At 70.1% G+C, this 25,940-nt stretch carries 21 protein-coding genes; 13 read left to right on the forward strand and 8 right to left on the reverse strand.

Annotated elements, in window-relative coordinates:
- Nucleotides 1-42 precede the first annotated feature (42 nt).
- From IEY89_RS14550 to IEY89_RS14575, 6 genes are all read right to left on the reverse strand, one after another.
- Nucleotides 43-1,056, reverse strand: a complete 1,014-nt coding sequence (locus IEY89_RS14550) for a LacI family DNA-binding transcriptional regulator (RefSeq protein WP_189147796.1) — start codon at nt 1,054-1,056, stop codon at nt 43-45.
- Nucleotides 1,056-3,389 carry an alpha-xylosidase gene (gene yicI, locus IEY89_RS14555; RefSeq protein ID WP_229695227.1) on the reverse strand — a complete coding sequence of 778 codons (2,334 nt, stop codon included), beginning with the start codon at nt 3,387-3,389 and terminating at the stop codon, nt 1,056-1,058. The genes IEY89_RS14550 and yicI overlap by 1 nt, the downstream gene beginning before the upstream one ends.
- Nucleotides 3,390-3,402: 13 nt before the next feature.
- Nucleotides 3,403-4,236, reverse strand: a complete 834-nt coding sequence (locus IEY89_RS14560; protein WP_189147797.1) for a carbohydrate ABC transporter permease — start codon at nt 4,234-4,236, stop codon at nt 3,403-3,405.
- Entirely contained in the window at nt 4,233-5,216 is a 984-nt protein-coding gene (locus IEY89_RS14565; RefSeq protein WP_189147798.1) for a carbohydrate ABC transporter permease, read from the reverse strand. The genes IEY89_RS14560 and IEY89_RS14565 overlap by 4 nt, the downstream gene beginning before the upstream one ends.
- On the reverse strand, nt 5,213-6,514 hold the full coding sequence (locus IEY89_RS14570) for an ABC transporter substrate-binding protein (protein ID WP_189147799.1): 1,302 nt from the start codon (nt 6,512-6,514) through the stop codon (nt 5,213-5,215). Before IEY89_RS14570 ends, IEY89_RS14565 begins: the two co-directional genes overlap by 4 nt.
- A 152-nt stretch (nt 6,515-6,666) precedes the next feature.
- Nucleotides 6,667-8,073: an MFS transporter gene (locus IEY89_RS14575; protein WP_189147800.1), complete on the reverse strand. Its 1,407-nt coding sequence runs from the start codon at nt 8,071-8,073 to the stop codon at nt 6,667-6,669.
- Nucleotides 8,074-8,157: 84 nt separating this feature from the next.
- Between IEY89_RS14575 and IEY89_RS14580 the strand changes: the two genes are divergently transcribed.
- Nucleotides 8,158-9,129 (forward strand): LysR family transcriptional regulator, encoded by a 972-nt coding sequence (locus tag IEY89_RS14580; RefSeq protein WP_189147801.1) that lies wholly within the window; start codon nt 8,158-8,160, stop codon nt 9,127-9,129.
- A gap of 716 nt (nt 9,130-9,845) precedes the next feature.
- On the opposite strand, the gene IEY89_RS14585 is transcribed toward IEY89_RS14580, so the two are convergent.
- Entirely contained in the window at nt 9,846-10,298 is a 453-nt protein-coding gene (locus IEY89_RS14585; RefSeq protein ID WP_189147802.1) for a hypothetical protein, read from the reverse strand.
- A 3-nt stretch (nt 10,299-10,301) separates the two neighbouring features.
- Here IEY89_RS14585 and IEY89_RS14590 point away from each other — a divergent pair, with 3 nt between their 5' ends.
- From IEY89_RS14590 to IEY89_RS14615, 6 genes are all read left to right on the forward strand, one after another.
- The gene (locus tag IEY89_RS14590) at nt 10,302-12,491 is read left to right on the forward strand and encodes a bifunctional polysaccharide deacetylase/glycosyltransferase family 2 protein (protein WP_189147803.1); all 2,190 of its coding nucleotides are present in this window, start codon (nt 10,302-10,304) and stop codon (nt 12,489-12,491) included.
- Nucleotides 12,492-12,523: 32 nt separating this feature from the next.
- A complete protein-coding gene (locus IEY89_RS14595; RefSeq protein ID WP_189147950.1) occupies nt 12,524-13,744 on the forward strand; it encodes an acyltransferase family protein in 1,221 nt (406 codons plus the stop codon).
- A gap of 174 nt (nt 13,745-13,918) precedes the next feature.
- Nucleotides 13,919-14,593 (forward strand): hypothetical protein, encoded by a 675-nt coding sequence (locus tag IEY89_RS14600; RefSeq protein WP_189147804.1) that lies wholly within the window; start codon nt 13,919-13,921, stop codon nt 14,591-14,593.
- A complete protein-coding gene (locus IEY89_RS14605) occupies nt 14,578-14,880 on the forward strand; it encodes a hypothetical protein (RefSeq protein WP_189147805.1) in 303 nt (100 codons plus the stop codon). The genes IEY89_RS14600 and IEY89_RS14605 overlap by 16 nt, the downstream gene beginning before the upstream one ends.
- A complete protein-coding gene (locus tag IEY89_RS14610; protein ID WP_189147806.1) occupies nt 14,877-16,268 on the forward strand; it encodes an AAA family ATPase in 1,392 nt (463 codons plus the stop codon). Before IEY89_RS14605 ends, IEY89_RS14610 begins: the two co-directional genes overlap by 4 nt.
- Before the next feature lie 5 nt (nt 16,269-16,273).
- Nucleotides 16,274-16,858: a hypothetical protein gene (locus tag IEY89_RS14615; protein ID WP_189147807.1), complete on the forward strand. Its 585-nt coding sequence runs from the start codon at nt 16,274-16,276 to the stop codon at nt 16,856-16,858.
- On the opposite strand, the gene IEY89_RS14620 is transcribed toward IEY89_RS14615, so the two are convergent.
- A complete protein-coding gene (locus tag IEY89_RS14620; protein ID WP_189147808.1) occupies nt 16,841-17,395 on the reverse strand; it encodes a hypothetical protein in 555 nt (184 codons plus the stop codon). The two genes, IEY89_RS14615 and IEY89_RS14620, sit on opposite strands and share 18 nt — an antisense overlap.
- Nucleotides 17,396-17,649: 254 nt before the next feature.
- On the opposite strand from IEY89_RS14620, the gene IEY89_RS14625 reads away from it, so the two are divergent.
- From IEY89_RS14625 to IEY89_RS14650, 6 genes are all read left to right on the forward strand, one after another.
- A complete protein-coding gene (locus IEY89_RS14625) occupies nt 17,650-19,032 on the forward strand; it encodes a nitrate/nitrite transporter (protein ID WP_189147809.1) in 1,383 nt (460 codons plus the stop codon).
- Between the two features lie 122 nt (nt 19,033-19,154).
- Nucleotides 19,155-20,321: a uroporphyrinogen-III synthase gene (locus tag IEY89_RS14630; protein WP_189147810.1), complete on the forward strand. Its 1,167-nt coding sequence runs from the start codon at nt 19,155-19,157 to the stop codon at nt 20,319-20,321.
- A 759-nt stretch (nt 20,322-21,080) separates the two neighbouring features.
- Entirely contained in the window at nt 21,081-21,680 is a 600-nt protein-coding gene (locus IEY89_RS14635; RefSeq protein WP_189147811.1) for a CGNR zinc finger domain-containing protein, read from the forward strand.
- A gap of 382 nt (nt 21,681-22,062) precedes the next feature.
- A complete protein-coding gene (locus IEY89_RS14640) occupies nt 22,063-22,584 on the forward strand; it encodes a sigma-70 family RNA polymerase sigma factor (RefSeq protein ID WP_044471680.1) in 522 nt (173 codons plus the stop codon).
- Between the two features lie 47 nt (nt 22,585-22,631).
- Nucleotides 22,632-23,411 carry an anti-sigma factor family protein gene (locus IEY89_RS14645; protein ID WP_189147812.1) on the forward strand — a complete coding sequence of 260 codons (780 nt, stop codon included), beginning with the start codon at nt 22,632-22,634 and terminating at the stop codon, nt 23,409-23,411.
- A 148-nt stretch (nt 23,412-23,559) separates the two neighbouring features.
- Complete coding sequence (locus tag IEY89_RS14650; RefSeq protein ID WP_189147813.1) at nt 23,560-25,881, forward strand: HelD family protein; 2,322 nt, start codon at nt 23,560-23,562, stop codon at nt 25,879-25,881.
- Nucleotides 25,882-25,940 lie beyond the last annotated feature (59 nt).

The raw sequence follows: 25,940 nt of genomic DNA on the forward strand, positions 1-25,940 counted from the left end.
CGAGCACCGGGAGCGGCCAACCCGCCTGACGGGGTTACGGGTTCACGGCGCCGCCCGCGCCACCGTGCTCGCCCGTTCCGTCAGGCCGGGTGGCAGGAGTGTCGCCTCCGGGGCGTGGCCCGTGCCGTTGAGCTTCCTCATCAGCAGGTCCACGGCCCGTGTCCCGATCTCCGCCGACGGTATGGCGACCGAGGTGACCGGTACCGGCAGGTTCTCGGCGACGTCGTCCGGGCAGATCGCGGTGACGGAGAGGTCGCCGGGGACCCGTAGGCCGAGGTGTTCGAAGGCGTCGATCAGGGGTTCCAGGATCGCCTCGTTGTGGACGACGACCCCCGTCAACGCCGGTTGCTCGCGCAGGAGTTGCTCCGCGACCACCCTCGCCGCGGCCGGTGTCGCCTCGCACGGGTGCACCGAGGACGACAGTCCGCCCCGGTCCGCCGCCGCCGTGAACCCCTGGACCACGCGCTGGGCGAACGCGGTCCGGCGTACGTACACCTCGGGCGGTGAGCCGACCAGGGCGATCACCCGGTGGCCGAGGGCCGCGAGCCGTTCGACGCACAGTTCGCCCGCCGCCCTGAAGTCCAGGTCGATACAGGTCAGGCCCACCGGGTCGGACGGGAAGCCGATCAGAACCGACGGCAGGTCCAGCGCACGCAGTAACGGCAGCCGGGGATCGTTGAGTTGGACATCCATCACGATCAGCGCGTCCACCAGGGCCGTGTCCGCGACCCGGCGCAGACCGTCCTCGCCCTCCTCCTGGGTGAGGAGCAGCACGTCGTGGTCGTGGCGGCGCGCCGCCGTCACCACCGACACCGCGAACTGCATCGCGACCGGGACGTGGATGCCGGTCCGCAGGGGGATCACCAGCGCCAGTACGTTGGAGCGGCTGCTCGCCAGGGCACGGGCGCCCGCGTGGGGGCGGTAGCCGAGTTCGTGGATGGAGCGTTCGATGCGCTGCCGGGTCTCCTCGGAGATCGGGCGCTTGCCGCTGAGGGCGTACGACACCGTGCTCGGGGAGACCCCGGCATGCCGTGCCACATCGGTGATCTTCACCATCACTCGCCTCCCGGCTCGACCGACTCCAGTGCCACCGACCCCTGTTCCGCCGATCCCTGTTCCACCGGCTTCGGTTCGGCCGGTCCCAGCTCCACCGTCAGGAACCCGGTGCCCGCCTTCGCCCGCACCTCACGTCTGCCGGCCGCCAGTCCCCACGGCGCCGACGGGTCGCTGCACGACGCCCGCAGCGTGTCGCCCTCGCGGACAACCGTGAACGTCAAGTCTCCTATCGGGACGGTGACTTGGGCCCCGCGTTCCAGGCCGTACGCGTGCAGCGTGACCCCGTCGGCGTACGCGTAGTCGGGGCGGTCGTCCACCGCGCCCACCGGGATCACCGACCCGGGGCGCACCAGCAGCGGCACGCTGTCGAAGCCGTGGCGTTCCCGTATCCAGCGGGGGCCGGTCACTGTGCGGCCGGTCAGGAAGTGGGTCCACTCACCCTCGGGGACGTAGTACGAGACCTCGCCCTCGTCGCTGAACACCGGCGCGACCAGCAGGTCCCGGCCGAGCATGAACTGCCGTTCCAGGTGGGCGCATCCGGGGTCCTCGGGGAACTCCAGGACCATCGCGCGCATCATCGGGACGCCGTCGGTGTGGGCGGTGCGGGCGGCCTCGTACAGATACGGCATGAGGCGGAGCTTGAGCCGGGTGAACAGCCGCAGGACGTCCACGGCCTCCTCGTCGAACAGCCAGGGCACCCGGTAGGTGGAACTGCCGTGCAGGCGGCTGTGGGAGGAGAGGAGGCCGAAGGCGATCCAGCGTTTGAAGAGCGCCGGGCTCGGTGTGCCCTCGAAGCCGCCGATGTCGTGGCTCCAGTAGCCGAACCCGGAGAGCCCGAGGGACAGGCCGCCGCGCAGTGACTCGGCCATCGACTCGTACGTCGCCTCGCAGTCGCCGCCCCAGTGGACCGGGAACTGCTGGCTGCCTGCTGTCGCCGACCGAGCGAACACGACCGCCTCGCCTTCTCCGCGATGCTTGCGCAGCACGTCGAAGACGGTCCTGTTGTAGAGGTACGTGTAGTAGTTGTGCATCCGCTCCGGGTCGGAGCCGTCGGCGAACTCCACGTCCAGCGGGACCCGTTCACCGAAGTCGGTCTTGAAGCAGTCGACGCCCTGCGCGAGCAGCGCCTCCAGCTTCGAGGCGTACCAGTCGCGGGCGGCAGGGCTGGTGAAGTCGACCAGGGCCATCCCGGGTTGCCACAGGTCCCACTGCCACACGCTGCCGTCCGGTCGGCGCAGCAGGTGGCCAAGTGCCTTGCCCTCCGCGAAGAGTGGCGACCGCTGGGCTATGTAGGGGTTGATCCAGACGCTGATGTGCAGGCCCTTCGCCTTCAGCCGCTGGAGCATGCCCTCGGGGTCGGGGAACACCCGCGGGTCCCACCGGAAGTCGCACCAGTTGAACTCGCGCATCCAGAAACAGTCGAAGTGGAAGACGGACAGCGGGAGTTCGCGCTCCCGCATGCCCTCGATGAACGACGTCACCGTCTCCTCGTCGTAGGAGGTGGTGAAGGACGTCGACAGCCACAGGCCGAACGACCACGGTGGCGGGAGTGCCGGGCGGCCGGTCAGGGCCGTGTACTTGCGGAGGATGTCCTTGGGGGTCGGGCCGTGGATGACGTAGTACGTCAACTGCTGTGTCTCGGCGCTGAACTGAACCCGCGAAACCGCCTCCGAGCCGACCTCGAAGGACACCCGGCCGGGATGGTCGACGAAGACTCCGTAGCCCGCGTCCGTGAGGTAGAATGGGACGTTCTTGTAGGCCTGCTCGGTCGCCGTGCCGCCGTCGGCGTTCCACATGTCGACGACCTGGCCGTTCTTGACCAGCGGGCCGAAGCGCTCGCCGAGGCCGTACACGCTCGTCCCGACCCCCAACCCCAGTTGCTCGCGCAGATAGTGGGCGCCCGTCGTCGCGTCCCGCATGATGCCCATGCCCTTGGGGCCGCTGCTGGTGAGGACGCGGCCGTGGGCGAGGAAGTCGACGTGCCAGGGGCTGGTGCGGCTGACCCGGACGGAGAGGGTGCCGGAGGTCAGGGTCGCGTGCTCCTCGTCGTACTCGGTGTGGGCCGTCAAGTCCTCCTTGCGCAGCTCGAATTGAGGACTCTGCGGCTGCTCGCCCTGGAAATGCGTGAACGTGACGCCGATGACGTCGGGCATCGGGGCGTGGGCGCTGATCGTCACGACCGGTCCCTTCAGCAGGTCGCCGCGGTGGCGGATGGGCTGGGTCGGCGCGTGGACGTCCAGCGTGCCGTCGGCGTCCGTGACATCGAGGACCTCTACCGGGTGGGCGGCGGTGACGCCTTCGCGCAGCAACCAGTAGCCGTCGGTGAACTTCACAGCCGGAACCCCTTCACTTGACGGCACCCACGGCGATGCCGCGCGTGAGCGTTCGCTGGAAGACGAGGAAGAAGACGAGGGCGGGCAACACGCCCAGCAGCGCAGCCGCGTTGGTCATCGTGGCGTCCATCAGGCGCTGGCCCTGGAGGACGCCGAGGGCCACCGACACCGTCTGGTTGTCGTTGGAGATCAGCATCACCAGGGGGAGCAGGAACTCGTTCCAGGTCCAGATGAAGAAGAAGACGAGGAGCACACCGAGGGTGGGGCGGCTGACCGGGACGACGATCCGCCACAGCACCTGCCACTTGTTCGCGCCGTCGATCCGCGCGGCCTCGATGATCTCCCGGGGGAACTGGCCCAGCACCGAGGAGAGGAGATACGTACCGAAGGCGGCCTGGATCACCGTGAAGACGATGATCACGCTCAACCGGGTGTCGTACAGGCCGACTTGCTTGCTCAGGTAGTACACCGGGTAGACCAGCGCCTCCTGCGGCAGCATGTTCGCGAGGACGAAGAAGGCCAGTACCCAGGTGCGGCCCCTGATCCGGCCGATGCCGATCGCGTACGCGTTCAGCACGGACAGGACGACCGCCAAGGCCGCCACCGATCCGCTGATCAGTACCGAGTTGACGAGCTTCTGCCCGAAGTCGACCCGCTCCCAGAAGTCCTTGACGCCGTCGAGGTAGAGGCCCTCGGGGAGGCTGAGCGGGCCGTTCGCGGAGTACTCGGCGGGCGACTTCACGGCGTTGACCGCGACGATCAGGAACGGCACGACCATGAACAGGGCGGCGAGGACGAGGGCGATGAGCACCGGGTGGCGGCGGTAGCGGCGCAGGGCGGTCGTCATGCCCGTCCCCCCGTCGGAGCGTCCTCGGCGTCCTCGGACCGGGTCTGGAGCTTCAGCCCGATGAGGGAGACGGCGAGGATGATCACCGTCAGGACGGTCGAGACGGCCGCGCCGTAGCCGACCTGGGTCTTCTCGAAGAACGTGGTGAAGGAGAAGTAGGACGGGACATTGGTCGCGCCGCCCGGGCCGCCCTTCGTCAGGACGTACACCGCGCCGAACACCTTCAGCGCGGCGATCGTGCACCAGGTGAGGACGACGTAGATCTCGGGGCGGATCTGCGGGACCGTGATGTGCCGGAAGCGGCGCCACCAGCCGGCGCCGTCGAGTTCGGCGGCCTCGTAGAGCTGGGGGTCGACGCGTTGCAGGCCCGCCATGAAGACGACCAGTGGGAAGCCGAGTTGGACCCAGACCATCACCCCCATCACGCTGTAGAGCGCGAGGTCCGGGTCGCCGAGCCAGTCCTGCTGCCAGGAGCCGAGCCCGACGGCCTTCAGGACCTCGTTCAGCGAGCCGTTCTCGGGCGCGAGGATCCAGCTCCAGACGATGCCGGCGACCGCGATCGGCAGCACCTGGGGGAGGTAGAAGCAGGCGCGGAGCACGGCCGCCCAGCGACTCCCGAAGTGCTTGCCGACGTAGTCGAACAGGGCGGCGGCGAGGACGAGTCCGACCGCGGTGGGCACGGCGGCCATCGCCACCACCATGAACAGGCTGTGCCGGAACGACGCCCAGAACTCCGAATCGTCCGGCAGCACGCGGTAGTTGGCGAGCCCCGACCACCCCGGAGTGCCCACGCCCCGCCAGTCGGTGAAGCTCACCGCGGTGTTCATCAGGAACGGCACGACGATCACGGCGAGGAAGGCGACCGCTCCGGGGAGGAGGAAGAGGGTGTAGGAGTCCTTGCGGCGGAGCGAACTCCTGTGCCGCCGGGCGCCGTTGCTGACCCGGCCCCGCCCGCCGGGCCGTTCGACGGTGACCGTCATGTCTTCGGTACGCCCTTGTCGTAGGCCTCCTGCAACGAGTCGAGGACCTCGTCCGGTTTCGCGCTGCCTGTGATCAGCTTCTGGATCTCGGAGACGAGGACGTCGTAGTAGCCGGGGACCGGCCAGTCGGGGTAGAAGGCGAGTCCGTCCCGCTCGGAGAGGGTGTTGAAGTCGGCGATGAGCGACTTGGCCTGCGGGTCGGTGATGGCGGCCGGGTCGGCGGCCACCGGGACCCCGCCCTTGTTGCCGAGCAGGTTCTGGATCTTCTTCGACATGGTGATGTCGATGAAGTCGTAGGCGAGTTCCTTGTTCTTCGCGCCCTTGGGCACGACCCACAGGTTGCCGCCGGAGCCGAGGGTGAGGCCGGTGCCGGGCCACAGGAACGTGCCCCAGTCGAACTTCGCCTCGCTCTTGAAACGGCCGTACCACCAGCTGCCGGAGAACAGGATCGGGCTCTTGCCCTGGATGAAGGAGACGCCGGCGTCCTCCGCCTTCAGGCCGCTGGAGTTCTTGCCGAAGTACCCCTTCTTCACCCAGTCGGCGAAGGTCTCGGCGCCGTACGTCCAGGCGGCGTCGTGGAAGTCCGTCTTGCCCTTGTACAGCTCGTACGTGTCGACCCAGGCGCGGTCCGCCTTCGACAGGGCCAGCTGGTACAGGTACTGCTGGGCCGGATACTCGGCGCCCGCGCTCGCCAGCGGGGTGATGCCCTCGGCGACGAACTTGTCCATGGCGGCGGTGAGTTCGTCGATCGAGGTCGGTTCGGCGATCCCGTGCCGCTTGAAGAGGTCCTTGTTGTAGAACACCATCGTGTACTCGGCGTAGTTGGGCACTCCGTACCAACTGCCCGTACCCATCACGCCGTTGGCGTCGTACTGGCTGGTGGTGCGGACACCGGCGCCGATCTTCCTGTCCCAGCCGCGCTTCGTCACCTCGGCGGTCAGGTCGGTGAGCAGGCCCTGCGTGGAGAGCAGGCCGGCCGTCGCGTTGCCCTTGTTGTACTCCATCAGGTCGGGCGCGTCGGAGGAGTTGAGGACCATCGGGGCGGTCTTCTGGATCTGTTCGAAGCCCTTCTCCTCGAACTCCACCTTCACACCCGGATGCGTCGCCTCGAACTCCTCGACGGCCACCTTCCAGGCCGCGCCCATCGCGCTGTCGGGGCCCTCGTAGTGCCAGAGGCGTAGGGTCTTCCCGTCGGACGATCCGCTGTCCGAGCCGCCGCAGGAGGCCAACAGCAGCGCCCCGACCAGGGTCGAGGCCGCCGCGATCATGAATCTGCCATGCCTTGTCGCCGTCAACATCCAGTGCCTCCAGGGGAGTCGGATGGATCTCGGTCACCTGTCGTGCAGGGTCGTCGAACTGATTCGACGTGTGTAGTCGAAGCGCTTCGACGGGCGAAGGTATGTGTGGCGTGTGAACGAGTCAATGGGGTGCGCGCGAATTGGCCCGCGGGTCACGCCGTTGGCGCGGTTGACGCGGGTCGTGAAGTGCGGGTGGCGGGGCCCCGGTTCGTGCGGGTGAGCAGTGCCAGCAGCAGCGCGCTCGCCGCCGCCGCGACCGGGACGCCGTACCCCGCCGTCGCCGACACGCGTTCCGCGGCCCAGCCGCCGGCCGCCGCACCGCAGGCCATGCCGCCGAGGAGGCCGGTCACCGCGAGGGTCATGCCCTCGTTGAGGCGGTCCTCGGGGGTGCGGCTCTGGACCAGGGCCATGTTGGTGATCATGGTGGGCGCGGTGGCCATCCCCGCCACGAGCAGCGCGCCCGCGAGGACGAGGAGCGACCCGGTCAGGGCGGCGGCGAGCAGGGGCAGCGTCATCAGTGCCGTCATCGCGGCCAGGCACCAGGGGTGACGCCGTTCGGCGGGCCCGGCCGGCCGCAGCGACCCGTACAGCAGACCCGCCGCGCACGACCCGGCCGCCTGGAGGGCGAGGACGGCACCGGCAGCCGCCCGGTGCCCCCGCTCGTCGGCGAAGGCGATCGTGACGACCTCCATCGACCCGAACACGGCACCCGTGGCCAGGCACACGGCGAGCAGCGGGCGCATCCCGGGGGCGCGCAGCGGAGGCGTACCGCGCGGGTGAGGCCCGGCGACCCGGGGCCGGACCGGCGGTTCGGTCGATCGCTGGGCGGTGAAGAGGAGGACGCCGGTCATCATCAGGACCGCCCCGACCAGTGTGCCCGCCTCCGGGAACAACGCCCCGCAGAGGAAGGCCGCGAGGACCGGGCCGAGCATGAAGCAGAATTCGTCGGCGGCCTGTTCGAAGGAGTTGGCGGTGTGCAGGGCTTCCCCGTCGGCCCTGCTGTTGTCTTCGCTGTTGTCCCTGCCGCCACCCGTGCCGCCGTCCTTGAGGAGATGGGCCCAGCGGGCGCGTGACATACCCCCCGTGTTGGGGGTCGTGGCGGTGGCGGCGTACGCGGCGAACAGGGCCCAGTCGGGAGCGCCGTAACGCGCGCAGAGCAGCAGGGTGAGGGAGCCGAGGGCGGCAAGTGCCGTGGCCGGTACGGCGATTCGGGCCTGGCCGTAGCGGTCGACGAGCCGTGCGGTCCAGGGGGCGACCACGGCCGTCGCGGCGAGCCCGGTCGCGGTGACGGCGCCGGCGAGGGCGTACGAGCCGCGCGACCCGGCGATCATGATGACCGCGCTCACGCTGAACATGCCCATGGGGACCCGGGCGATCAGGTTCCCGGCGGTGAAGGCGCGGGCGCCGGGGACGGCGAAGAGGCGGCGGTACGGGCCGGGCGGGCGGTGGCCGCCGTTCGTACCGCTCCGGTCGCGGGGGCCGAAGTCGGCGATGACCAGACTGTCCTGGGTGACGGCGAAGAGTGGCTGGGAGGGCGGGCGGGGTGGTGGTTGCGGCATGCGTCCACCGTCGCCCGGAGTCGATCACGGGGTCCAACACCTGATCCCCCGCGATTAACGCACTTTCGTTGTAAGTTCGCCGGCATGTCTGCCTCGACGCATCTGGACCCCCGTCTCCTCCGCGCCTTCGTCGCCGTGGCCGAGGAACTGCACTTCACCCGGGCCGCCGCCCGTCTCTACGTGGCCCAGCAGGCGCTGAGCCGCGACATCCGGCGCCTGGAACGGGAGTTGGGCGCCGATCTCTTCGTACGGTCGACCCGGCGGGTGACGCTGTCGGCCGACGGTGAGCGGCTGTTGCCGTACGCCAGGCGGGTGTTGGCGGCCCACGACGAGCTGCTCGCCGCGTTCGGGGAGGCCCGGCCGCTGCTGGTGGACCTGAACTCACCGGGACTCGCGACCGGGCGGCGGGTGCTGCACCGGGCGCGTGAACTCGCCCCGGAGTACGAGCTGATGGCCCGGTTCGAGAGCGGGCTCACCTTCGCGGTGGGGGAGATGCTCGCGGGCCGGCTCGACGCGTCGTTCGGACGGTTCGCCGGCCTGGATCCGGTGCTCCGGGCGCAGTTGGTCCAGCAGATCGTGCGCTACGAGCCGATGGCGGTCGTCCTGCCCGAGGACCACCGGCTGGCCGCGCTGCCCGAGGTGCCGTTGGCCGCGCTGGCGGGGGAGAGCGTGTACGCCGGTGCCGGGAACCCCCGGACTCCGGAGTGGACCGACCTCGCTCGTCAACTGTTCGAGGGGCGCGGCATCGGGATCGCGTCACCCGTGCCGCTCGCCGTGGGTGACGAGGAATTCCAGCGGATCATGGCCAGGATGCGGACCCCGGTCCTCGCCGTGATGGACTTCCCCGCCCTGCCTCAAACGGTGGTGCGGCCGTTGGTCGGCCCCGTTCCGCTGTCCCCCGTGTCGCTGGTGTGGCGGAGGGGTCTGACGCATCCGGGATTCGACGCCCTTCGGCGGGCCGCCGCCCAGCTCGCGGGGGAGGAGGGGTGGCTGCGGCGGCCTGTGGGTAGCTGGATTCCAGCCACGGACATCAACATCATTTCATCGCACAAGTGACACATGGCAAACACCGGACCCCCAACTGCGCTACATTCGTGGCCCGGGTGCAGTGTGACAAATGGGGGCGCTCGGACCGGATGGGGGTCCGGTTCGAACATAGGTAGTACGAAAATCCCGGAATCGTACGCGCACCCGAAAGGTTCCCGTGGGGGGATGTGCGTGCGTGTGAAGAATTGGCGTGAAGAGGCCCAACCTGAGTCCGTTTCTGACACTCCGGCCGGTGGCCGGTCAGGAGCCGGATCCGGGTGGCCCGAGGCCGCGACGGAGACGAAAGGGCTTTCCGGGAGGGCGGGCAGCACAGCCGCGAACTCCGCGCCTGTGCCCAGGCAGAGACACACGGATGCTCCGCGGGATCCCGGGGACAGCGGAATCTCCTTCGGGGTCCCCTACCAGCGTCCCTGGGAGAACCCTGTCGAGGCCGGGCACACCCATGACCCGCACGAGGTGACCGTCCAGCTCGACGGCGTGGGCCGGCAGGTCGACGAGCTTCTCGTACGACAGGCCAAGGAGGGCCAGGACGCCGACGGGGTCGGCGACGGGCCCGTCTTCGTCGACGAGACCGGCCGCCGCAGCCGCAGATACCGACGGATCGGCATGGTCGTCGGCATCTCCTGCGCGGTGTACGCCGTCGTCATCGTCGCCACGCTCCTGTCGGGCAACTCGAACGCGCCCTGGCTGCCCGTACCGGGCCAGAAGGACGAGCAGCCGGCCGGTCAGGTCGAGACGAGCCCGCTGCCCACCGATTCGGCACCACCGTCGGAGGCGGCGGCCGGAGTGTCGCCCGCACCGGACGCACCGGTTAGTACGAGCGCCACGCCGTCGCGGAAGGCAGGCGCGTCCCCGGCCCCGTCCGTGAGCGCCGCCCCGAAGCCGAGCGCGTCCGCCAGCTCCAAGCCCGCGCCCAGCACCACCCGCCGCGATCCGGGTCCCAGCCCGAGCGTCTCGGAGGCCGGACCGTCCCCGTCGGTGTCCGTCTCCCCGTCCCCGTCCCCGTCCGACGGCGGCAACACCTCACCCGACCCGTCGCCGTCGACCGACCCCGGCACCGATCCGGTCGCGAGCGGTCCGCAGGAGCCCTCGCCCATCGCGTCCGAAAGCCCGAGCGGCGAGGCCCCGAGCCCCGCCGAACCGAGCACCGCCAGCTCCACGTCCACGGAGTACGTCATCTGATGGCATCCCGCCCCAGCCGCCGAGCCCGCAAGTCCGCTCCCCGAGCCCGGCGGCGGCTCCCCATGCGCCAGCTGCTTCCCTCGCTCGTCCTCGTCGCCCTGATGGCGATGCTGATGCTGCGCGGGTACGTGCACAACGAGATCCTCGCGGATCACCGCGTCCAGCCGCCCGCGTCCGCCGACCAGGTTCCGAAGGAGATCCTTGAGGGCGGTCCGGTCATCGACACCCGCAGCGGCCAGGGAACCAGTCTGAAGGTGCCGGACCGTGAGCTGGTCCTCACGTTCGACGACGGCCCCGACCCCACATGGACCCCCAAGGTCCTCGACGTACTGAGGAAGAACGACGCGCACGCCGTCTTCTTCATCACCGGCAGCATGGCCTCGCGCTACCCGGACCTGGTCCGGCGCATGGTCGCCGAGGGCCACGAGATCGGTCTGCACACCTTCAACCACCCCGATCTCTCCCTCCAGTCGAAGAAGCGCATCGACTGGGAGCTGACCCAGAACCAGCTGGCGCTCGCGGGCGCGGCCGGGATCCGCACCTCGCTCTTCCGGCCGCCGTACTCGTCGTTCGCCGCCGACATGGACAACCGGACGTGGCCGGTCACCGAGTACATCGGCAGTCGCGGCTACATCACGGTCGTCACCAACACCGACAGCCAGGACTGGCAGCGCCCCGGCGTCGAGGAGATCATCCGCCGGGCCACACCGAAGGGCGACGACGGCGCGATCGTCCTCATGCACGACTCCGGCGGCGACCGCTCACAGACCGTCGCCGCCCTCGACCGCTACATCGGCCGGCTCCAGGACAGGGGCTACGAGTTCCACACGCTCACCGCCGCGCTCAAGGCCCCGAGCGCGCACACCGCCGTGGCCGGGATGGACCGCCTGAAGGGCCAGGCGTGGGTGTACGCCGTCCAGGCGTCCGAGCACACGACCGGTGTCCTGGTGGTCGGCCTCGCCGTGATCGGCGCGCTGGTCATCGCCCGCTTCGGACTGATGCTCCTGCTGTCCGTCCTCCACGCCCGCCGCGTGCGCCGCCCGAACTTCCGCTGGGGCCCGCCCGTCACCGAACCCGTCTCCGTCCTCGTCCCCGCCTACAACGAGGCCAAGTGCATCGAGCAGACGGTCCGTTCACTGATGGAGAGCGACCATCCCATCGAAGTGATCGTCATCGACGACGGGTCGAGCGACGGCACGGCCCGCATCGTCGAGAACATGGGCCTGCCCAACGTACGCGTCGTCCGCCAGCTCAACGCGGGCAAGCCCGCCGCCCTCAACCGGGGTGTGGCGAACGCCCGGCACAACCTGATCGTGATGATGGACGGTGACACGGTCTTCGAACCGTCCACCGTCCGCGAACTCGTCCAGCCCTTCGGCGACGCGCGCGTGGGCGCGGTCGCGGGCAACGCGAAGGTCGGCAACCGGGACCGGCTCATCGGTTCCTGGCAGCACATCGAGTACGTGATGGGCTTCAACCTCGACCGCCGTATGTACGACGTCCTGCGCTGCATGCCGACGATCCCCGGCGCGGTCGGGGCCTTCCGGCGCAGCGCGCTGAAGCGGGTCGGCGGGATGAGCGACGACACCCTCGCCGAGGACACCGACATCACCATGGCGATGCACCGCGACGGCTGGCGCGTCGTGTACGCGGAGAACGCCCGCGCCTGGACCGAGGCCCCCGAAACGGTCCAGCAACTGTGGTCCCAGCGCTACCGCTGGTCGTACGGCACCATGCAGGCGATCTGGAAGCACCGCAGAGCCGTCATCGAACGCGGCCCGTCGGGACGCTTCGGCCGGGTCGGCCTGCCCCTGGTCTCCCTCTTCATGGTGCTGGCTCCGCTCCTGGCGCCCCTGATCGACATCTTCCTCCTCTACGGGCTGGTGTTCGGCCCGACGGAGAAGACGATCCTCGCCTGGCTGGGCGTCCTGGCGATCCAGGTGGTGTGCGCGGCCTACGCGTTCCGCCTCGACAAGGAGCCCATGACCCACCTGATCTCCCTGCCGCTCCAGCAGATCCTCTACCGCCAGCTCATGTACGTCGTCCTGCTCCAGTCCTGGATCACCGCGCTCACCGGAGGCCGGCTGCGCTGGCAGAAACTGCGGCGGACGGGAGCGGTGGGCCTGCCCGGCGGGGCTCCGGCAGCGGGGACGCAGCAACGACCGCAGGAGCGGAAGCCGGTCGGATGAGCACGCACCCTCCCCAGAAGGCACCGCACGCGATGACCGTACCCAGCACCCGGACCGGCGTCACCGACCAGCCGTCCGAGCCGGACCAGGCTCCCGGGCCGGCCCCGTCCACCCGGGACCGCTACTTCGACCTGCTTCGCGCGCTCGCCCTCTTCCGCGTGGTCCTCTACCACCTCACCGGCTGGGCCTGGCTCCCGCTCCTCTTCCCGTCCATGGGCGTGATGTTCGCCCTGGCCGGCAACCTGATGGCCCGCTCGCTGAAACGCCCGGCCGGCCAGGTCATCAAGAGCCGCGTCCGCCGACTCCTGCCTCCGCTCTGGCTGCTGGGCGTCGTAGGAGTCACCGGCATGGTGCTCCAGGGCTGGGGACCCGACTCCGAGGGCCACCCCGGCTGGTGGCTGCTCCACCTCACCTTCTGGATCCTCCCGCTGAGCGACCCGCCGTACGCCGAGGGACTGCCCGGCGTCCAAGGCTTCATCGGCGAGAACTGGGCCGCCGACCTCGCCGGACCGCTGTGGTACCTCCGTGCGTACCTCTGGTACGTCCTCCTCTCGCCCTTCCTGCTGCGTGCCCTGCGCGCGATGCCGGCGGCGACCGTCGCCGCGCCGATCGCGCTGTCCGCCGCGTTCGAACTGGGGTACCTCACCCTCCCCGGGGAGCGGATTCCCTCGGCGCTCACGGACTTCAGCACCTTCGGGGCCTGCTGGATCCTCGGCATGGCCCATCAGGAGGGCATCCTCCAGCGCCTGCCGGGCTATGTGATCCCGTCCGTGGCCCCGGTCGTCGCTCTGGTGGGCCTCTGGTACGCGCTGAACCACGACTTCGGCGAGGGCCACGACCTGGACAGCATGCCCCTGGCCCAGGCCCTCTGGTCCTGCGGCACGGTCATGCTGTTGCTGCACATCAGCCCGTCCTGGTCGGAGTGGCCGCGCCGCCTGCGCCGGTGGGGCGGAGCGATCACGCTGCTCAACTCCCGGGCGGTGACGATCTATCTCTGGCACAACACCTGCATCCTGGTCGCGGCGACCCAGTGGGACCGGCTGTGGAGCGTCGAGCCACTCGAACAGCACGCCTCCTGGCTGCTGGAGAGCCCATGGCCGGTACTGGCGATCACCTGGGTGCTCATCGCCGGGTGCGTCGTCTGTTTCGGCTGGGCGGAGGACCTGGCCGCGAACCGCAAGCCGAGGATCTGGCCGAGCGGCGCGGAACCTCGACGACGGCCGGCGCGGAGCGGCGCGGGGCACCGGAGGTGACAGACGTTTGGGAACGGCCCGGCGCCCTGGGGGTGCCGGGCCGTTCTGTGTCGTGTTCGCGAGGTGAAGGCCATGGGCATCTCATGATTCGCTCTGGTGCCCGCCCCTCGCGCCCGGCTAGCGTGACGCTGCCCCCGCGGCAGTCCCCTTTTTGTGTCGAGTGAGAGAACGAAGTTGAGCAAGGCACCGCCAACCCAGCCGTCCCCCGGACGCGCGCCGGTCTTCGGACTGATCACGCCCGAGGACTGGTACCGCATCCCGCTCCAGCCCCGGGAACGCCGCGAGGCGTCCGTGAACGCGCTGATCAGGCGGCAGTTCACCGGCGTCGACGACCAGCCGATCCTGCGCCGCAAGGCCGAGGAGCAGTTGCTGGGCACGGCCGAGGCCGGGGCCGAGCAGGGCGGTGTCGTGCTGTACCTGTCGTTCCTGGAGGTCGGTGGCATCCCGCTGTCCGCCTCCCTCCTGGTCTCCCGCCTGCACCGGAAGTTCGACGGCTTGGACGCCGTCGCCGCGCTGGCCGGTTCGGGCGAGGTCGAGCTGATGACGCTGCCCGCCGCCGGACGGGCGGCCCGGCTGGTCCGGCGTGAGCGGTCCAAGCAGTCACGGAAGATGGGCTCCGAGTTCGCGGACACCGTCGTGGAGTACTTCGTACCGGTCCCGGACCGTGACGAGGTGCTGATGCTGACCTTCAGCACTCCGCTGGAGCCCATCGCGGACGCCATGGTGGGGCTGTTCGACGCGGTGGCCGGTACCTTGCGGTGGCAAAAAGCCGACAACGCGGGCAACGGCGTAGAGGGCAAAGGCGTAGAAGGCAACGGGGAGGAAGCAGCGGGATGGGCGAGCGACTGAGGGTCGAAACGGCCGACCTGGCAAAGGCCGGCACCGGTCTGCGGACGGTGGCGACCGAGCTGGAAGGGCTCGACAAGCTCATGGACGCGTACGACCGCCGTACCGTCGGACACCAGCAACTCCACGAGCGGCTGCAGGACTTCTCGGACGGTTGGGACGACAACCGCAAGAAGATGATCGAACAGATCCAGGGACTCGGGCAGGTCGCCCACGAGTCCGCCAAGGCGTACAAGGAGCTCGACACCGCGCTGTACGACGCACTCGTGGGCAAGGGGAAGAAGAAGTGAGCCGCCCGGCGGACCACCGGTGGCAGGTGCTGGGGGAGAGCGGCGACCCGGTGCCCGGTGACGTCCACGACCTGCAGGCCCTCTCGCGCCGGTTCGAGGCCACGGCCAAGACCATCACCGACACGACGGAGGCGCTGCGCCGGCTCGGAAACCTGGAGAGCTGGGACTCCGAGGCCGGGAAGGCCTTCGCCGAGAAGGCCAACGACACCGCGAAGACGGTGAGCAAGGCGCACGACCGCTACGCGGGCGCCGCGACCGCGCTGAAGACGTACTACACCGACCTGGAGACCATCCAGGAGGACGCGGACAAGCTCCTGCGCGACGCGGAGACGAAGAGCGGCGACCTGACCACGGCCAGGTCCGGCGCCGACAACCCGCCCAAGGGCACCACCGAGGGCGACCAGAAGAAGCTCGACAAGAAGGTGACCGTCCTCCAGGAGGGCCTGGACGACCTGCGCGGAAAGCTCGCCGCGGTGAAGACCCGCCACAAGGAGGCCGGGGACAAGGCGGCCAAGGCGATCCACGACACCACCGAGGGCGACGGTCTCAACGACGGGTGGCTGGACGATCTGCGGGACTCGCTGAAAATCATCAGTGACATCTCCGGGGCGATCGCGGCGTTCTGCGGGATCGCGGCGTTGGCGGTCGGCTGGATTCCGATCATCGGCCAGGCCCTTGCGGGAGTGCTGGGCACGGTCGCCCTGGTGATGACGGTCGTCTCACTCGTCTGTCACGTCCTGCTCGCCATCAACGGCGACGGGTCCTGGGGCGATGTGGCGATGGACGTTCTCGGGCTCGCGACGTTCGGTATCGGGCGGGTCTTCGGCGCGGGCGCGAAACTCGCGGCCACGGCCAGCCGCAGCCGGGTCTGGAATGCCGCGAGGCAGTACGTCCGCGCCTGGAACCCGGGAATGAACTCGCGAGCGACGCGTGCGCTCGTCGAGTCGATGGTCGGACCGCGCGCCGGAGCCGTCGACGACGTGGTGCTGCCGAACGTATCGCTGGCAGCCGCCTTCAAGGGCTTGCCGAGATCCTTCGCGGACGACATGAGCACGGTGACCAGCCGTATCGGAGACCTGTTCAAGGGAAGCGACAACATGGCCGCGCTCCGCAACGCCTACAACACGGCGGGACCGCGCGGCGTGGCCAGCATGTACGTGGGGCCGGGCATGGTCGACGAGCTCGGGCGCATGAAGAACATCGGCGCGACCGATCTCGCCCTCATCGGTACCCCCGATGCCTTCAAGCAGGCCCTCACGTACAACTCGATCGGGCTCGGTGGCACCGCGGTGGGCGCTGGCTCCGACCTCAACAGCTTCATCGGCCTGTTCACCGAGGGCCCGGAGCCCGACGTCACCGGGTCCGACGCCTCGCTGGCGGGGCGGTGACGTCCATGGTCACGAACGACTGGCGGGAGTGCCGGGTCATGCTGCCCGCCCCGCAGAACTGGCTGGTCCTGGACCTGCGCAGCGAGGACCCCGAGACCTGGGCCCGCGAGGTCGCGGAGGTGCATCTCGCCGAGGACGCCCTTGCGGAGTTGCGCGACGCGTTCGCCACGGACGTCCTGTGGTACTGGGGCGTGGCCGTCCGGCAGCGGGCGCTGTGTGCGGCGGTACTGGCTCCTCCGGCGAGCGCGGTCATCGCCTCGTACACGGTCCGGGAGCTGAGAATCCCGCCGGAGTCCCTCTCCGTCGCCGCCTTCCGCGCTGAGGCGGCCCGTGCGAAGGGGCCGTACTTCGGCAGGCAGGGGCTCACGCAGGTCGAGCTGCCACTGGGACCGGCCCTCAGGGTCCACCGGCTGGAGCCGTCGGCGCCGGACTCCGACAGCGGCACCATCGTGGAGGGGGTGATCCACTACGTACTGCCGCACGCGCATCCCACAGCGCTGGAGTGCCGACTGCTGTGGTCGACCCTGGGTTTCGGCGAGGAACTGGAGAGGATCGCCGACGAACTGGCGGACTCAGTCCGTCTGGGGTGAGGCCGAGGGGCGCGGAGACCCTGGGCGGCGGATTCCGATCACGCCGTCCAGGCCGAACTTCTCCCAGGGGAACAGCATCACGGGTGCGTAGCTGAAGCCGAGGACGACGACCGCGACCAGGTTCATGACGAACTCGGGCAGAATCCATCCCAGCAGGGACACGACGACTGCCAGGACGAACACATAGACGTCGAAGGCGAGCAGCACGAGGATCTTTCGGGACGCCTCGCCGGCCCCCAGCCGGGGAATGTCCTTGCTCCCCCGCACCACGCGGAACAGAGTGACCGGAAGGAAGAGCCCCGTGACTGCGCCCAGAACGATCCCTCCGACCACCAGGCCGCCCCGCCCGTCCTCGTGAATCAGGGACGACAGAGGTGCGGAGTCCCCCAGCCTCAGCATCAGGAACACACAAGCGAACGCGCCACCCAGCGTCGTCGCGGCGACCGAGAGGAAACCCGTCGCGAAGAGCACGTTCCCGGCGAAGGTGCGCTGAGCATGCTGTGCCGTGGGCCTGTCGGACCTGGGCTCGGCGGACATGGACCCTCCCGTTCCCTGTGTGGGGTCCGGTAGAGGATAGCGGGACGCGGTGCCCCGCCAGAGGGGCGCCGTGCTCTGGCCGTGACCTCCGTCTGCGTAACCTCTCATCCCACCTCCTCGCGGGGTGAGAGCAAAGTTCCCTTCCGGTCACCCACAGCCACAGTGCGGAAACGCGCCCTCTCTACCTTCGGGACTCATCACCGCTCAGCACCCCAAAAAGAACCACCCGAGCCCCGGACCACCGTGGAGGCGTCATGACAGCCCCTAGTTCAGCCCCCGCACCCGGCAGGGGAGGCCGCTGGATCGAGCACTGGGATCCCGAGGACGAGGCCTTCTGGAACGCGACCGGCGAGAAGGTCGCCCGCCGCAACCTGTACTTCTCCGTGCTCTCCGAGCACATCGGCTTCTCCATCTGGACGCTGTGGTCCGTGATGGTGCTGTTCATGGGACCGGAGTACGGGCTCACCCCGGCCGACAAGTTCTTCATCGTGTCGATGGCCACGGCCGTCGGCGCCGTCGTCCGCGTCCCCTACACCTTCGCCGTCGCCCTCTTCGGTGGCCGGAACTGGACCATCGTCTCCGCGGCGCTCCTGCTCATCCCGACGACCGCGGCGTTCATCGTCATGGAGCCGGGGACGTCCTTCAACACGTTCCTCGCCTGCGCCATGCTGGCCGGCATCGGTGGCGGCAACTTCGCCTCCAGCATGACCAACATCAACGCCTTCTTCCCGCTCAGGAAGAAGGGGTGGGCTCTGGGGCTCAACGCCGGCGGCGGCAACATCGGCGTCCCGGTCGTGCAGCTCATCGGTCTCGCCGTCATCGGCGCGAGCGGCGGGCCGCGGGTGCTCCTGGGGATCTACATCCCGCTCATCCTCATCGCCGCCGTCCTCGCCGCGGTCAAGATGGACAACATCGCGCACCTGAAGAACGACACGGGCGCCGCCAAGGAGGCCGTCAAGGACGCGCACACCTGGATCATGTCGTTCCTCTACATCGGGACGTTCGGGTCGTTCATCGGCTACAGCTTCGCCTTCGGCCTGGTCCTCCAGACCCAGTTCGGGCGTACGCCGCTCCAGTCCGCGTACGTCACCTTCATCGGCCCGCTGCTCGGCTCGCTGATCCGGCCCATCGGCGGCGCCCTCGCGGACAAGTACGGCGGCGCGAAGATCACGCTGTGGAACTACGTCGCCATGGCGGGCGCCACCGGTGTCATCGTCATCGCCTCCATGCAGAAGTCGCTGCCGCTGTTCACCGTCGCGTTCATCGTGCTCTTCGTCCTCAGCGGACTCGGCAACGGCTCCACCTTCAAGATGATCCCCGGCATCTTCCAGGCCAAGGCCCTCGCCAAGGGGCTTGAGGGCGAGGAGGCCGCCGCGTACGGGCGCCGGCTCTCCGGTGCCACCATGGGCATCATCGGCGCGGTGGGCGCGCTCGGCGGCCTCGGTATCAACCTCGCCTTCCGCCAGTCCTTCCTGAGCGTCGGCTCCGGTACCGGAGCCTTCGTCTCCTTCCTCGCCTTCTACGGACTCTGCTTCCTGGTCACCTGGGCCGTATACCTTCGCCGCCCGGCGTCCGCCCGGACCGCGGAAACCACCGCCTCGGAAGCAAAGCCGCAGCTCAGCTACGCCGAGGTGTGACATTCGCCCGAAGCGGCTTAAGTAACACCAGCGACATGAAGCCGAACCGAGCCTGTCACGCGCTGTTGACAGGCTCGTTCGGCACGCTTGTGCAGATGTGACCCGACTGCGGGACGAGAGCCATGTACGACGAACAGCAGCGACCAGAACACGGGCCACCGGATCACGGCCCCCTCGCGGGGTTCACCGTGGGTGTCACGGCCGCGCGTCGGGCCGACGAACTCGGGACCCTGCTCCAGCGGCGGGGTGCCGCCGTGCTCCACGCCCCCGCTCTGCGGATCGTGCAGCTCGCCGACGACAGCGAGCTGCTCGCGGCCACCAAGCAGTTGATCGCCCAGGCGCCGGACATCGTCATCGCCACCACCGCCATCGGTTTCCGGGGCTGGATCGAGGCCGCCGACGGCTGGGGGCTCGGTGACGACCTGCTCGCCTGTCTGGGCGGTGTGGAACTGCTGGCGCGCGGGCCCAAGGTCAAGGGGTCCGTCCGGGCCGCGGGGCTCACGGAGGACTGGTCGCCGTCCTCCGAGTCCATGGCCGAGGTGCTCGACCGGCTCCTGGAGGAGGGCGTCGAGGGACGCCGTATCGCCATCCAGCTGCACGGCGAGCCCCTGCCCGGTTTCGTGGAGTCGCTGCGTGCCGCGGGTGCGGAGGTCGTCGGTGTGCCCGTCTACCGGTGGATGCCGCCGGAGGACATCGGGCCCGTCGACCGGCTCCTCGACGCCACCGTCTCGCGGGGCCTGGACGCCCTCACCTTCACCAGTGCCCCCGCCGCCGCGTCCCTTCTCTCCCGTGCGGAGGAGCGGGGCCTGCTCCCGGAACTCCTCGCCGCCCTCCACCACGACGTCCTGCCCGCCTGCGTCGGCCCGGTCACCGCGCTGCCGCTCCAGGCCCACGGCGTCGACACGGTGTCCCCCGAACGCTTCCGGCTCGGCCCCCTCGTACAGCTCCTCTGCAAGGAACTCCCGTCCCGCGCAAGGGCGTTGCCCATCGCCGGGCACCGGGTCGAGATCCGTGGGCACGCCGTCATCGTCGACGGCGTCCTGCGACCCGTACCGCCCGCCGGGATGTCCCTGATGCGGGCACTGTCCCGGCGGCCGGGGTGGGTCGTCGCCCGCGCCGAACTGCTGCGCGCCCTGCCCGGAGCCGGCCGCGACGAGCATGCCGTGGAGACGGCGATGGCCCGTCTGCGTACCGCCCTCGGCGCCCCCAAACTGATCCAGACGGTCGTCAAGCGCGGCTACCGCCTGGCCCTGGACCCGGCTGCGGACGCCAAGTACGCCGACGCGTAGCCTCTCCCGCTCACGATCGGGGCAGTCGGGGCCGTGACCTGAGGCGAGGGCCGTGCGCTCAGCCTGGTCCGGGCGGCTGTCCTGCGCGGCCACCGCCTGGCCCGCCCGCCCCGGCCGCTGCCGACGCCGAGTACGCCGACGCGTAGCCTCTCCCGCTCACGATCGGGGCGCGGGTGGGGCAGTCCGGCCGGGGTCGGGTGCGAGGGCCGTGCGCTCAGCCTGGTCCGGGAGGCTGTCCTGCGCGGCCACCGCCTCACTCCCCGGCCCCGGTCGCCGCCGACGCCAAGTACGGCGACATCCGCCCCCTGCCCCCCCCTGCCCGCCACCATGACCCGGCGCGTACGGCGGCGGGGTCGGCGAGGGCGTACGCGAGCAGCGCGGACCCCACCCACCGGCGCACCGGGCGCAGCGCGCCGCCGCCCGGCGGCCAGACGCCCTTCGAGGAGTCGAGCCCCGCAAGGGGCGCGGGGCCCTGGCAATGTGCGGCTCCGCCGCGTGGGCGCGACCAGCCCGCACCGGCCCGCGGCGGACGAACCGCGCGGACGAACCGCCCATGATCAGGCCCGGGGCGGCCTCCGTGACCGTGACACGGCCCAGGCGCGTGGCCCCACAAGAGCGCGTCCACCTCAGTACGAGGGGTTCCGGCCGCGACAGTGGGCAGGCACTGTAGAGGGAACGGTTCCCCGGACCCCCTCACTGGCATCCCACCGGCATCCCGGCTGCCCCGCACGGTGGCGACTCCTAGGCGGTGACAGGCACATGGCATCGGAAACGACCGTGGCCACAGCCTCGTACGAACTGCGTTTCGACGCCGGGCGGATCTGCCTGGACCTGCTGGCGACCGCCCACCCCGACGAACGGCTCGGCGCCGTCGAGCCGCTCCGCGCCTGGATCGCCGTATCCGGACTCGTCCCGGCGGGCACGTCCCTGCATCACGCCGACGCCTCCTGGGTCGCGTACTTCCGCGAACTGCGGGACCTCACCGGCCGGTTGGTGCACAGCCCGCCGGCCGCCGACCCCCGCCCCCTCGACCAGGCACTCACCCGCCTCAACGAACTCGCCCGCCCGGCACCCCCGGCTCCCCGCGCGATCCGCGGCGTGGACGGCACGCTCGTCCGGGAGTTGCACGGGCCGCCCGACTGCGCGGCCCTGCTCGGCGCGGTCGCCCGGGACGCCGTGGAACTCCTCACCGACCCCGTGGCACGCGCGTGCCTGCGCCAGTGCGAGGGCGACAGCTGCTCGATCGTCTACCTCGACACCTCCCGGGGCAGGCGACGCAGATGGTGCTCCAGTGAAATCTGCGGCAACCGGGAACGGGTCGCGAGACACCGGCGACGGGCCGCCCTGGCACGCGCGTAGAACGTTCCCGGCACGCGCGTAGATCTTCGCAGACACCCTCCACAGATCCCCCATAGCGGGCCTGTCGGGCGGAATCGGGCCTATCAACTCCGCACGGTTGCAGTGACGTTGGTTACACGTGAGTTTCCGGTCGACATGCCACGGGCATCGCCCCGATCTTGCCAATGTGGCGAAAATGTAAAGCACTTGCGGCAGGAATGTGCTCCCTTGTCCCTCACGTCGCGTCCAGATAAAGAAAGTTGTGGTCGCACGTTGAACATCCCGCAGCCCCCTTCCGTACCTCGGGGGGAGCGACCGGCCGGGGGAACCCGGGACAGCGGAGGTGGGCGTGCGCAAGGATTCCGTCGTGGCCAATGAACGAGCACCGAGGGCCCGACATCGCATGTCCCAGCCCTCGGAACCCGACGAGGACCTGATGCGTGCGCTGTACCGAGAGCACGCAGGGCCCCTGCTGGCGTATGTCCTCAGGCTGGTCGCCGGAGACCGGCAACGAGCCGAGGACGTCGTGCAGGAGACACTGATCCGTGCCTGGAAGAACGCCGGTCAGCTCAATCGAGCAACCGGTTCGGTACGCCCCTGGCTGGTGACGGTCGCCCGGCGCATCGTCATCGACGGCCACCGCAGCCGGCAGGCCCGGCCGCAGGAGGTGGACCCGTCGCCGCTGGAGGTCATCCCCGCGGAGGACGAGATCGACAAGGCGTTGTGGCTGATGACGTTGTCGGACGCGCTGGACGACCTGACCCCCGCACACCGGGAGGTCCTGGTCGAGACCTATTTCAAGGGGCGTACCGTGAATGAAGCCGCCGAAACGCTGGGCATACCCAGCGGCACGGTGCGCTCACGGGTCTTCTATGCCCTGCGTTCGATGAAGCTCGCACTGGAGGAGCGGGGGGTGACGGCATGAGCATTTACGGGGGGTTCGGAGCGGGTAGTCCTGGTTCCATGCGAGGAATGCAGGGTTCCCAAGGCCCGAACGAACACGAGACCGTAGGCGCCTACGCCCTCGGCATCCTCGACGACGCGGAGGCCACGGCCTTCGAGGCACATCTCGCGGGCTGCGAGTGGTGCGCCCAGCAGCTCGACGAGCTGGCCGGGATGGAACCGATGCTGGCCGCCCTCGCGGACCTGCCCGGTGCCCAGGGATCTCCCGCCATCGGCGAGTCGCTGTCCGCCCGCCCGAGCCCACAGCTCGCGACGCGCCTGGTCGACGAGGTCGCGGAACGGCGTGCGAGCAAGCGCCGGCGCAGCTTCTACATGGTGGCCGCCGCGGCGGCCCTCATCGTCGGCGGCCCGGCGACGGTCTTCGCGACCACCGGCGGCGACACCAGCAGCGTGGCCACTCCCGCGCCGACGGTGACGACGAAGACGGCCTCCGCCAAGGAGGACTTCTCCACCATGACCGACCGCGTCTCCGCCACCGACCCCGCCACCAAGGTCACCGCGACCGTGGCGATGTCGTCGAAGGCCTGGGGCGTCGGCGCGGTGCTGGAGCTGGGCGGCGTCAAGGGCCCGATCAAGTGCTCCCTCATCGTGGTCGGCAAGGACGGCTCGCGCGAGACCATGTCCAACTGGTCCGTCCCCAAGTGGGGATACGGCATCAAGGACGCCACGACCGAAGCGGCCCGCAGCCCGCTCTACATCCACGGCGGAACGGCCTTCAACGCCGACGAGATCGACCACTTCGAGGTCGTCACCTCCGCGGGCAAGAAGCTCGTCGAGGTCGACGCCTGACCTTCCACAACCGCTCCAGCACCGCTCCGTGACCGCCCCGGGACACCTCGTACGAAGACTCGTACGGTGTCCTGGGGCGGACTCGTAGCATCAGGGCCTCTTTTTCGCGTACGGTTGACGGCTGCCCAGCACGTCAGAAGGGGGCCCGGTGGCCGCTCAGGCTCAGCAGGAAACGGCGCTCGTACCGGTCGAGGACTCCTCAGTACAGGACTCCGTCCGCGACCGCGAGATCAGCGTCGAACAGGAACACCTGGACCGGGTGTACCGGCGTCTTGAGGAGAAGATCGACGAGGCCGAGTTCCTCATGCACGACGCGGCCAAACGAGGCCAGGTCGGCACCCCCGGCGCGCTCGCCGAACGGGACGCCCAGGTGTTCCGCGCCGGCATCCACCTCAACAGGCTGAACAACGAGTTCGAGGACTTCCTCTTCGGCCGTATCGACCTGCTCCGGGGCATGGACGGCAAGAAGGGCCCGGACGGCGCCTACACGGCCGTGGAGGCCGCGGAAGGGGCCGTACGCCCCGACAGCACCGCGGACATCGCGGAGACCCTCCACATCGGCCGTATCGGCGTCCTCGACGCGGACTACTCGCCCCTCGTCATCGACTGGCGCGCCCCGGCCGCCGCGCCCTTCTACCGCTCGACCCCGGTCGACCCGGGCCGGGTGGTCCGCCGCCGCGTCATCCGCTCCAAGGGCCGGCGGGTCCTCGGCGTCGAGGACGACCTGATGCGTCCCGAGCTGACGGCGTCCCTCGACGGCCAGGAACTCGCGGTGATCGGCGACGGCGCCCTGATGGCGGCCCTCGGCCAGGCCCGCAGCCACACCATGCGGGACATCGTGTCGTCCATCCAGGCCGAACAGGACCTGGTGATCCGCGCCCCCGCCGCCTCGGTGACCTACGTCGAGGGCGGTCCGGGCACCGGCAAGACGGCCGTGGCCCTGCACCGCGCCGCCTACCTCCTCTACCAGGACCGCCGCCGGTACGCGGGCGGCATCCTGATCGTCTCCCCGACGCCCTTGCTCGTGGCGTACACGGAGGGTGTCCTGCCCTCCCTCGGCGAGGAGGGCCAGGTCGCCATCCGTGCCATCGGCTCCCTCGTCGACGGCGCCGAGGCCACCCTGTACGACTCCCCGGCCGTGGCCCGCGCGAAGGGCTCGTACCGCATGCTCGCGGTGCTGCGGAAGGCCGCGCGAGGCGCCCTGGAGCAGCACGACTCGCCGACGGTGACCAGCCGTCTGAGGGTCGTCGTCTTCGGCCGCCGGATCGAACTGGAGGCCCCGGAACTGGCCCGCATCCGCGAGTCGGCGCTCAGCGGCACGGCCCCCGTCAACCTGCTGCGCCCCCGCGCCCGCAGGCTGCTCCTGGACGCCCTGTGGGCCCGCTCGGGCGCCCAGGGCCGCCACACTGACCCTGAGCTGGCCGCGGAACTGCGCTCCTCCTTCGACGAGGACGTCACGACCGAGGACGACTTCATCGCGTTCCTGGACGCCTGGTGGCCGGAACTGACCCCCGCGTCGGTCCTCGCCGCCATGTCCGACGAACGCCGCCTCGGCCGCTGGGCCCGCCGCATCCTCAACCCGGGCGAGGTCCGCCGGGTCGCCCGCGCCCTCAAGCGCGACGGTCTCTCGGTCCACGACGTGGCCATGCTGGACGAGCTGGGAGCGATCCTCGGCACCCCGGCCCGTCCCCGCAAGAGACGTGACCTGGACCCCATGGACCAGCTCAGCGGCCTCGAAGAGCTGATGCCGGTACGGGAGGAGTCGCAGCGCGAACGGGCCGAGCGGCTCGCCCAGGAGCGCACCGAGTACGCCCACGTCATCGTCGACGAGGCCCAGGACCTCACCCCGATGCAGTGGCGCATGGTCGGCCGCCGCGGCCGGCACGCCACCTGGACGGTCGTCGGGGACCCGGCCCAGTCCTCCTGGTCCGACCCCGACGAGGCTGCCCAGGCCCGTGACGAGGCCCTGGGCAGCCGCCCGCGCCGCCGCTTTACCCTCACCGTCAACTACCGCAACCCGGCCGAGATCGCCGAACTGGCCGCCAAGGTGCTGGCCCTGGCGATGCCGGGCTCGGAGTCCCCGAGGGCGGTCCGCTCGACGGGCGTGGAGCCCCGCTTCGTGGCCGTACGGGATTCCCTGGCCCAGTCGGTCCGGGAGGAGGCCGCCCGCCTCCTGGATCTCGTCGACGGCACGGTCGGCGTCGTCGTGGCCATGAACCGCCGCGAGGAGGCGGCCCGCTGGCTGGCGGGTCTCGGCGACCGCGTGGTGGCCCTGGGCAGCCTGGAGGCCAAGGGCCTGGAGTACGACGCCACCGTGGTCGTCTCCCCGGCGGAGATCGCCGACGAGAGCCCGGCCGGCCTGCGGGTCCTGTACGTCGCCCTGACCCGCGCCACCCAGCAGCTCACGGTCGTCTCGGCGGACCGCGACGAGCCCGATGCGCAGGGGGTGCCCGACCTTCTCCGTGACTGAGGCCAAGACTGGCCAAGACAGAGCCCGATGGGAATTGCCTTACGGGGATCGTTTGTTAC

The sequence above is a fragment of the Streptomyces lacrimifluminis genome, assembly GCF_014646095.1.
Classification (GTDB): Bacteria; Actinomycetota; Actinomycetes; order Streptomycetales; family Streptomycetaceae; genus Streptomyces; species Streptomyces lacrimifluminis.

Bases quoted from the DNA above. Each gene is read 5' to 3' on its own strand.
- IEY89_RS14550 (WP_189147796.1), bottom strand. From the start codon at position 1,056: ATGGTGAAGATCACCGATGTGGCACGGCATGCCGGGGTCTCCCCGAGC.
- IEY89_RS14560 (WP_189147797.1), bottom strand. From the start codon at position 4,236: ATGACGACCGCCCTGCGCCGCTACCGCCGCCACCCGGTGCTCATCGCC.
- IEY89_RS14565 (WP_189147798.1), bottom strand. From the start codon at position 5,216: ATGACGGTCACCGTCGAACGGCCCGGCGGGCGGGGCCGGGTCAGCAAC.
- IEY89_RS14570 (WP_189147799.1), bottom strand. From the start codon at position 6,514: ATGTTGACGGCGACAAGGCATGGCAGATTCATGATCGCGGCGGCCTCG.
- IEY89_RS14575 (WP_189147800.1), bottom strand. From the start codon at position 8,073: ATGCCGCAACCACCACCCCGCCCGCCCTCCCAGCCACTCTTCGCCGTC.
- IEY89_RS14580 (WP_189147801.1), top strand. From the start codon at position 8,158: ATGTCTGCCTCGACGCATCTGGACCCCCGTCTCCTCCGCGCCTTCGTC.
- IEY89_RS14585 (WP_189147802.1), bottom strand. From the start codon at position 10,298: ATGACGTACTCCGTGGACGTGGAGCTGGCGGTGCTCGGTTCGGCGGGG.
- IEY89_RS14590 (WP_189147803.1), top strand. From the start codon at position 10,302: ATGGCATCCCGCCCCAGCCGCCGAGCCCGCAAGTCCGCTCCCCGAGCC.
- IEY89_RS14595 (WP_189147950.1), top strand. From the start codon at position 12,524: ATGACCGTACCCAGCACCCGGACCGGCGTCACCGACCAGCCGTCCGAG.
- IEY89_RS14605 (WP_189147805.1), top strand. From the start codon at position 14,578: ATGGGCGAGCGACTGAGGGTCGAAACGGCCGACCTGGCAAAGGCCGGC.
- IEY89_RS14615 (WP_189147807.1), top strand. From the start codon at position 16,274: ATGGTCACGAACGACTGGCGGGAGTGCCGGGTCATGCTGCCCGCCCCG.
- IEY89_RS14620 (WP_189147808.1), bottom strand. From the start codon at position 17,395: ATGTCCGCCGAGCCCAGGTCCGACAGGCCCACGGCACAGCATGCTCAG.
- IEY89_RS14625 (WP_189147809.1), top strand. From the start codon at position 17,650: ATGACAGCCCCTAGTTCAGCCCCCGCACCCGGCAGGGGAGGCCGCTGG.
- IEY89_RS14630 (WP_189147810.1), top strand. From the start codon at position 19,155: ATGTACGACGAACAGCAGCGACCAGAACACGGGCCACCGGATCACGGC.
- IEY89_RS14635 (WP_189147811.1), top strand. From the start codon at position 21,081: ATGGCATCGGAAACGACCGTGGCCACAGCCTCGTACGAACTGCGTTTC.
- IEY89_RS14640 (WP_044471680.1), top strand. From the start codon at position 22,063: ATGTCCCAGCCCTCGGAACCCGACGAGGACCTGATGCGTGCGCTGTAC.
- IEY89_RS14645 (WP_189147812.1), top strand. From the start codon at position 22,632: ATGCAGGGTTCCCAAGGCCCGAACGAACACGAGACCGTAGGCGCCTAC.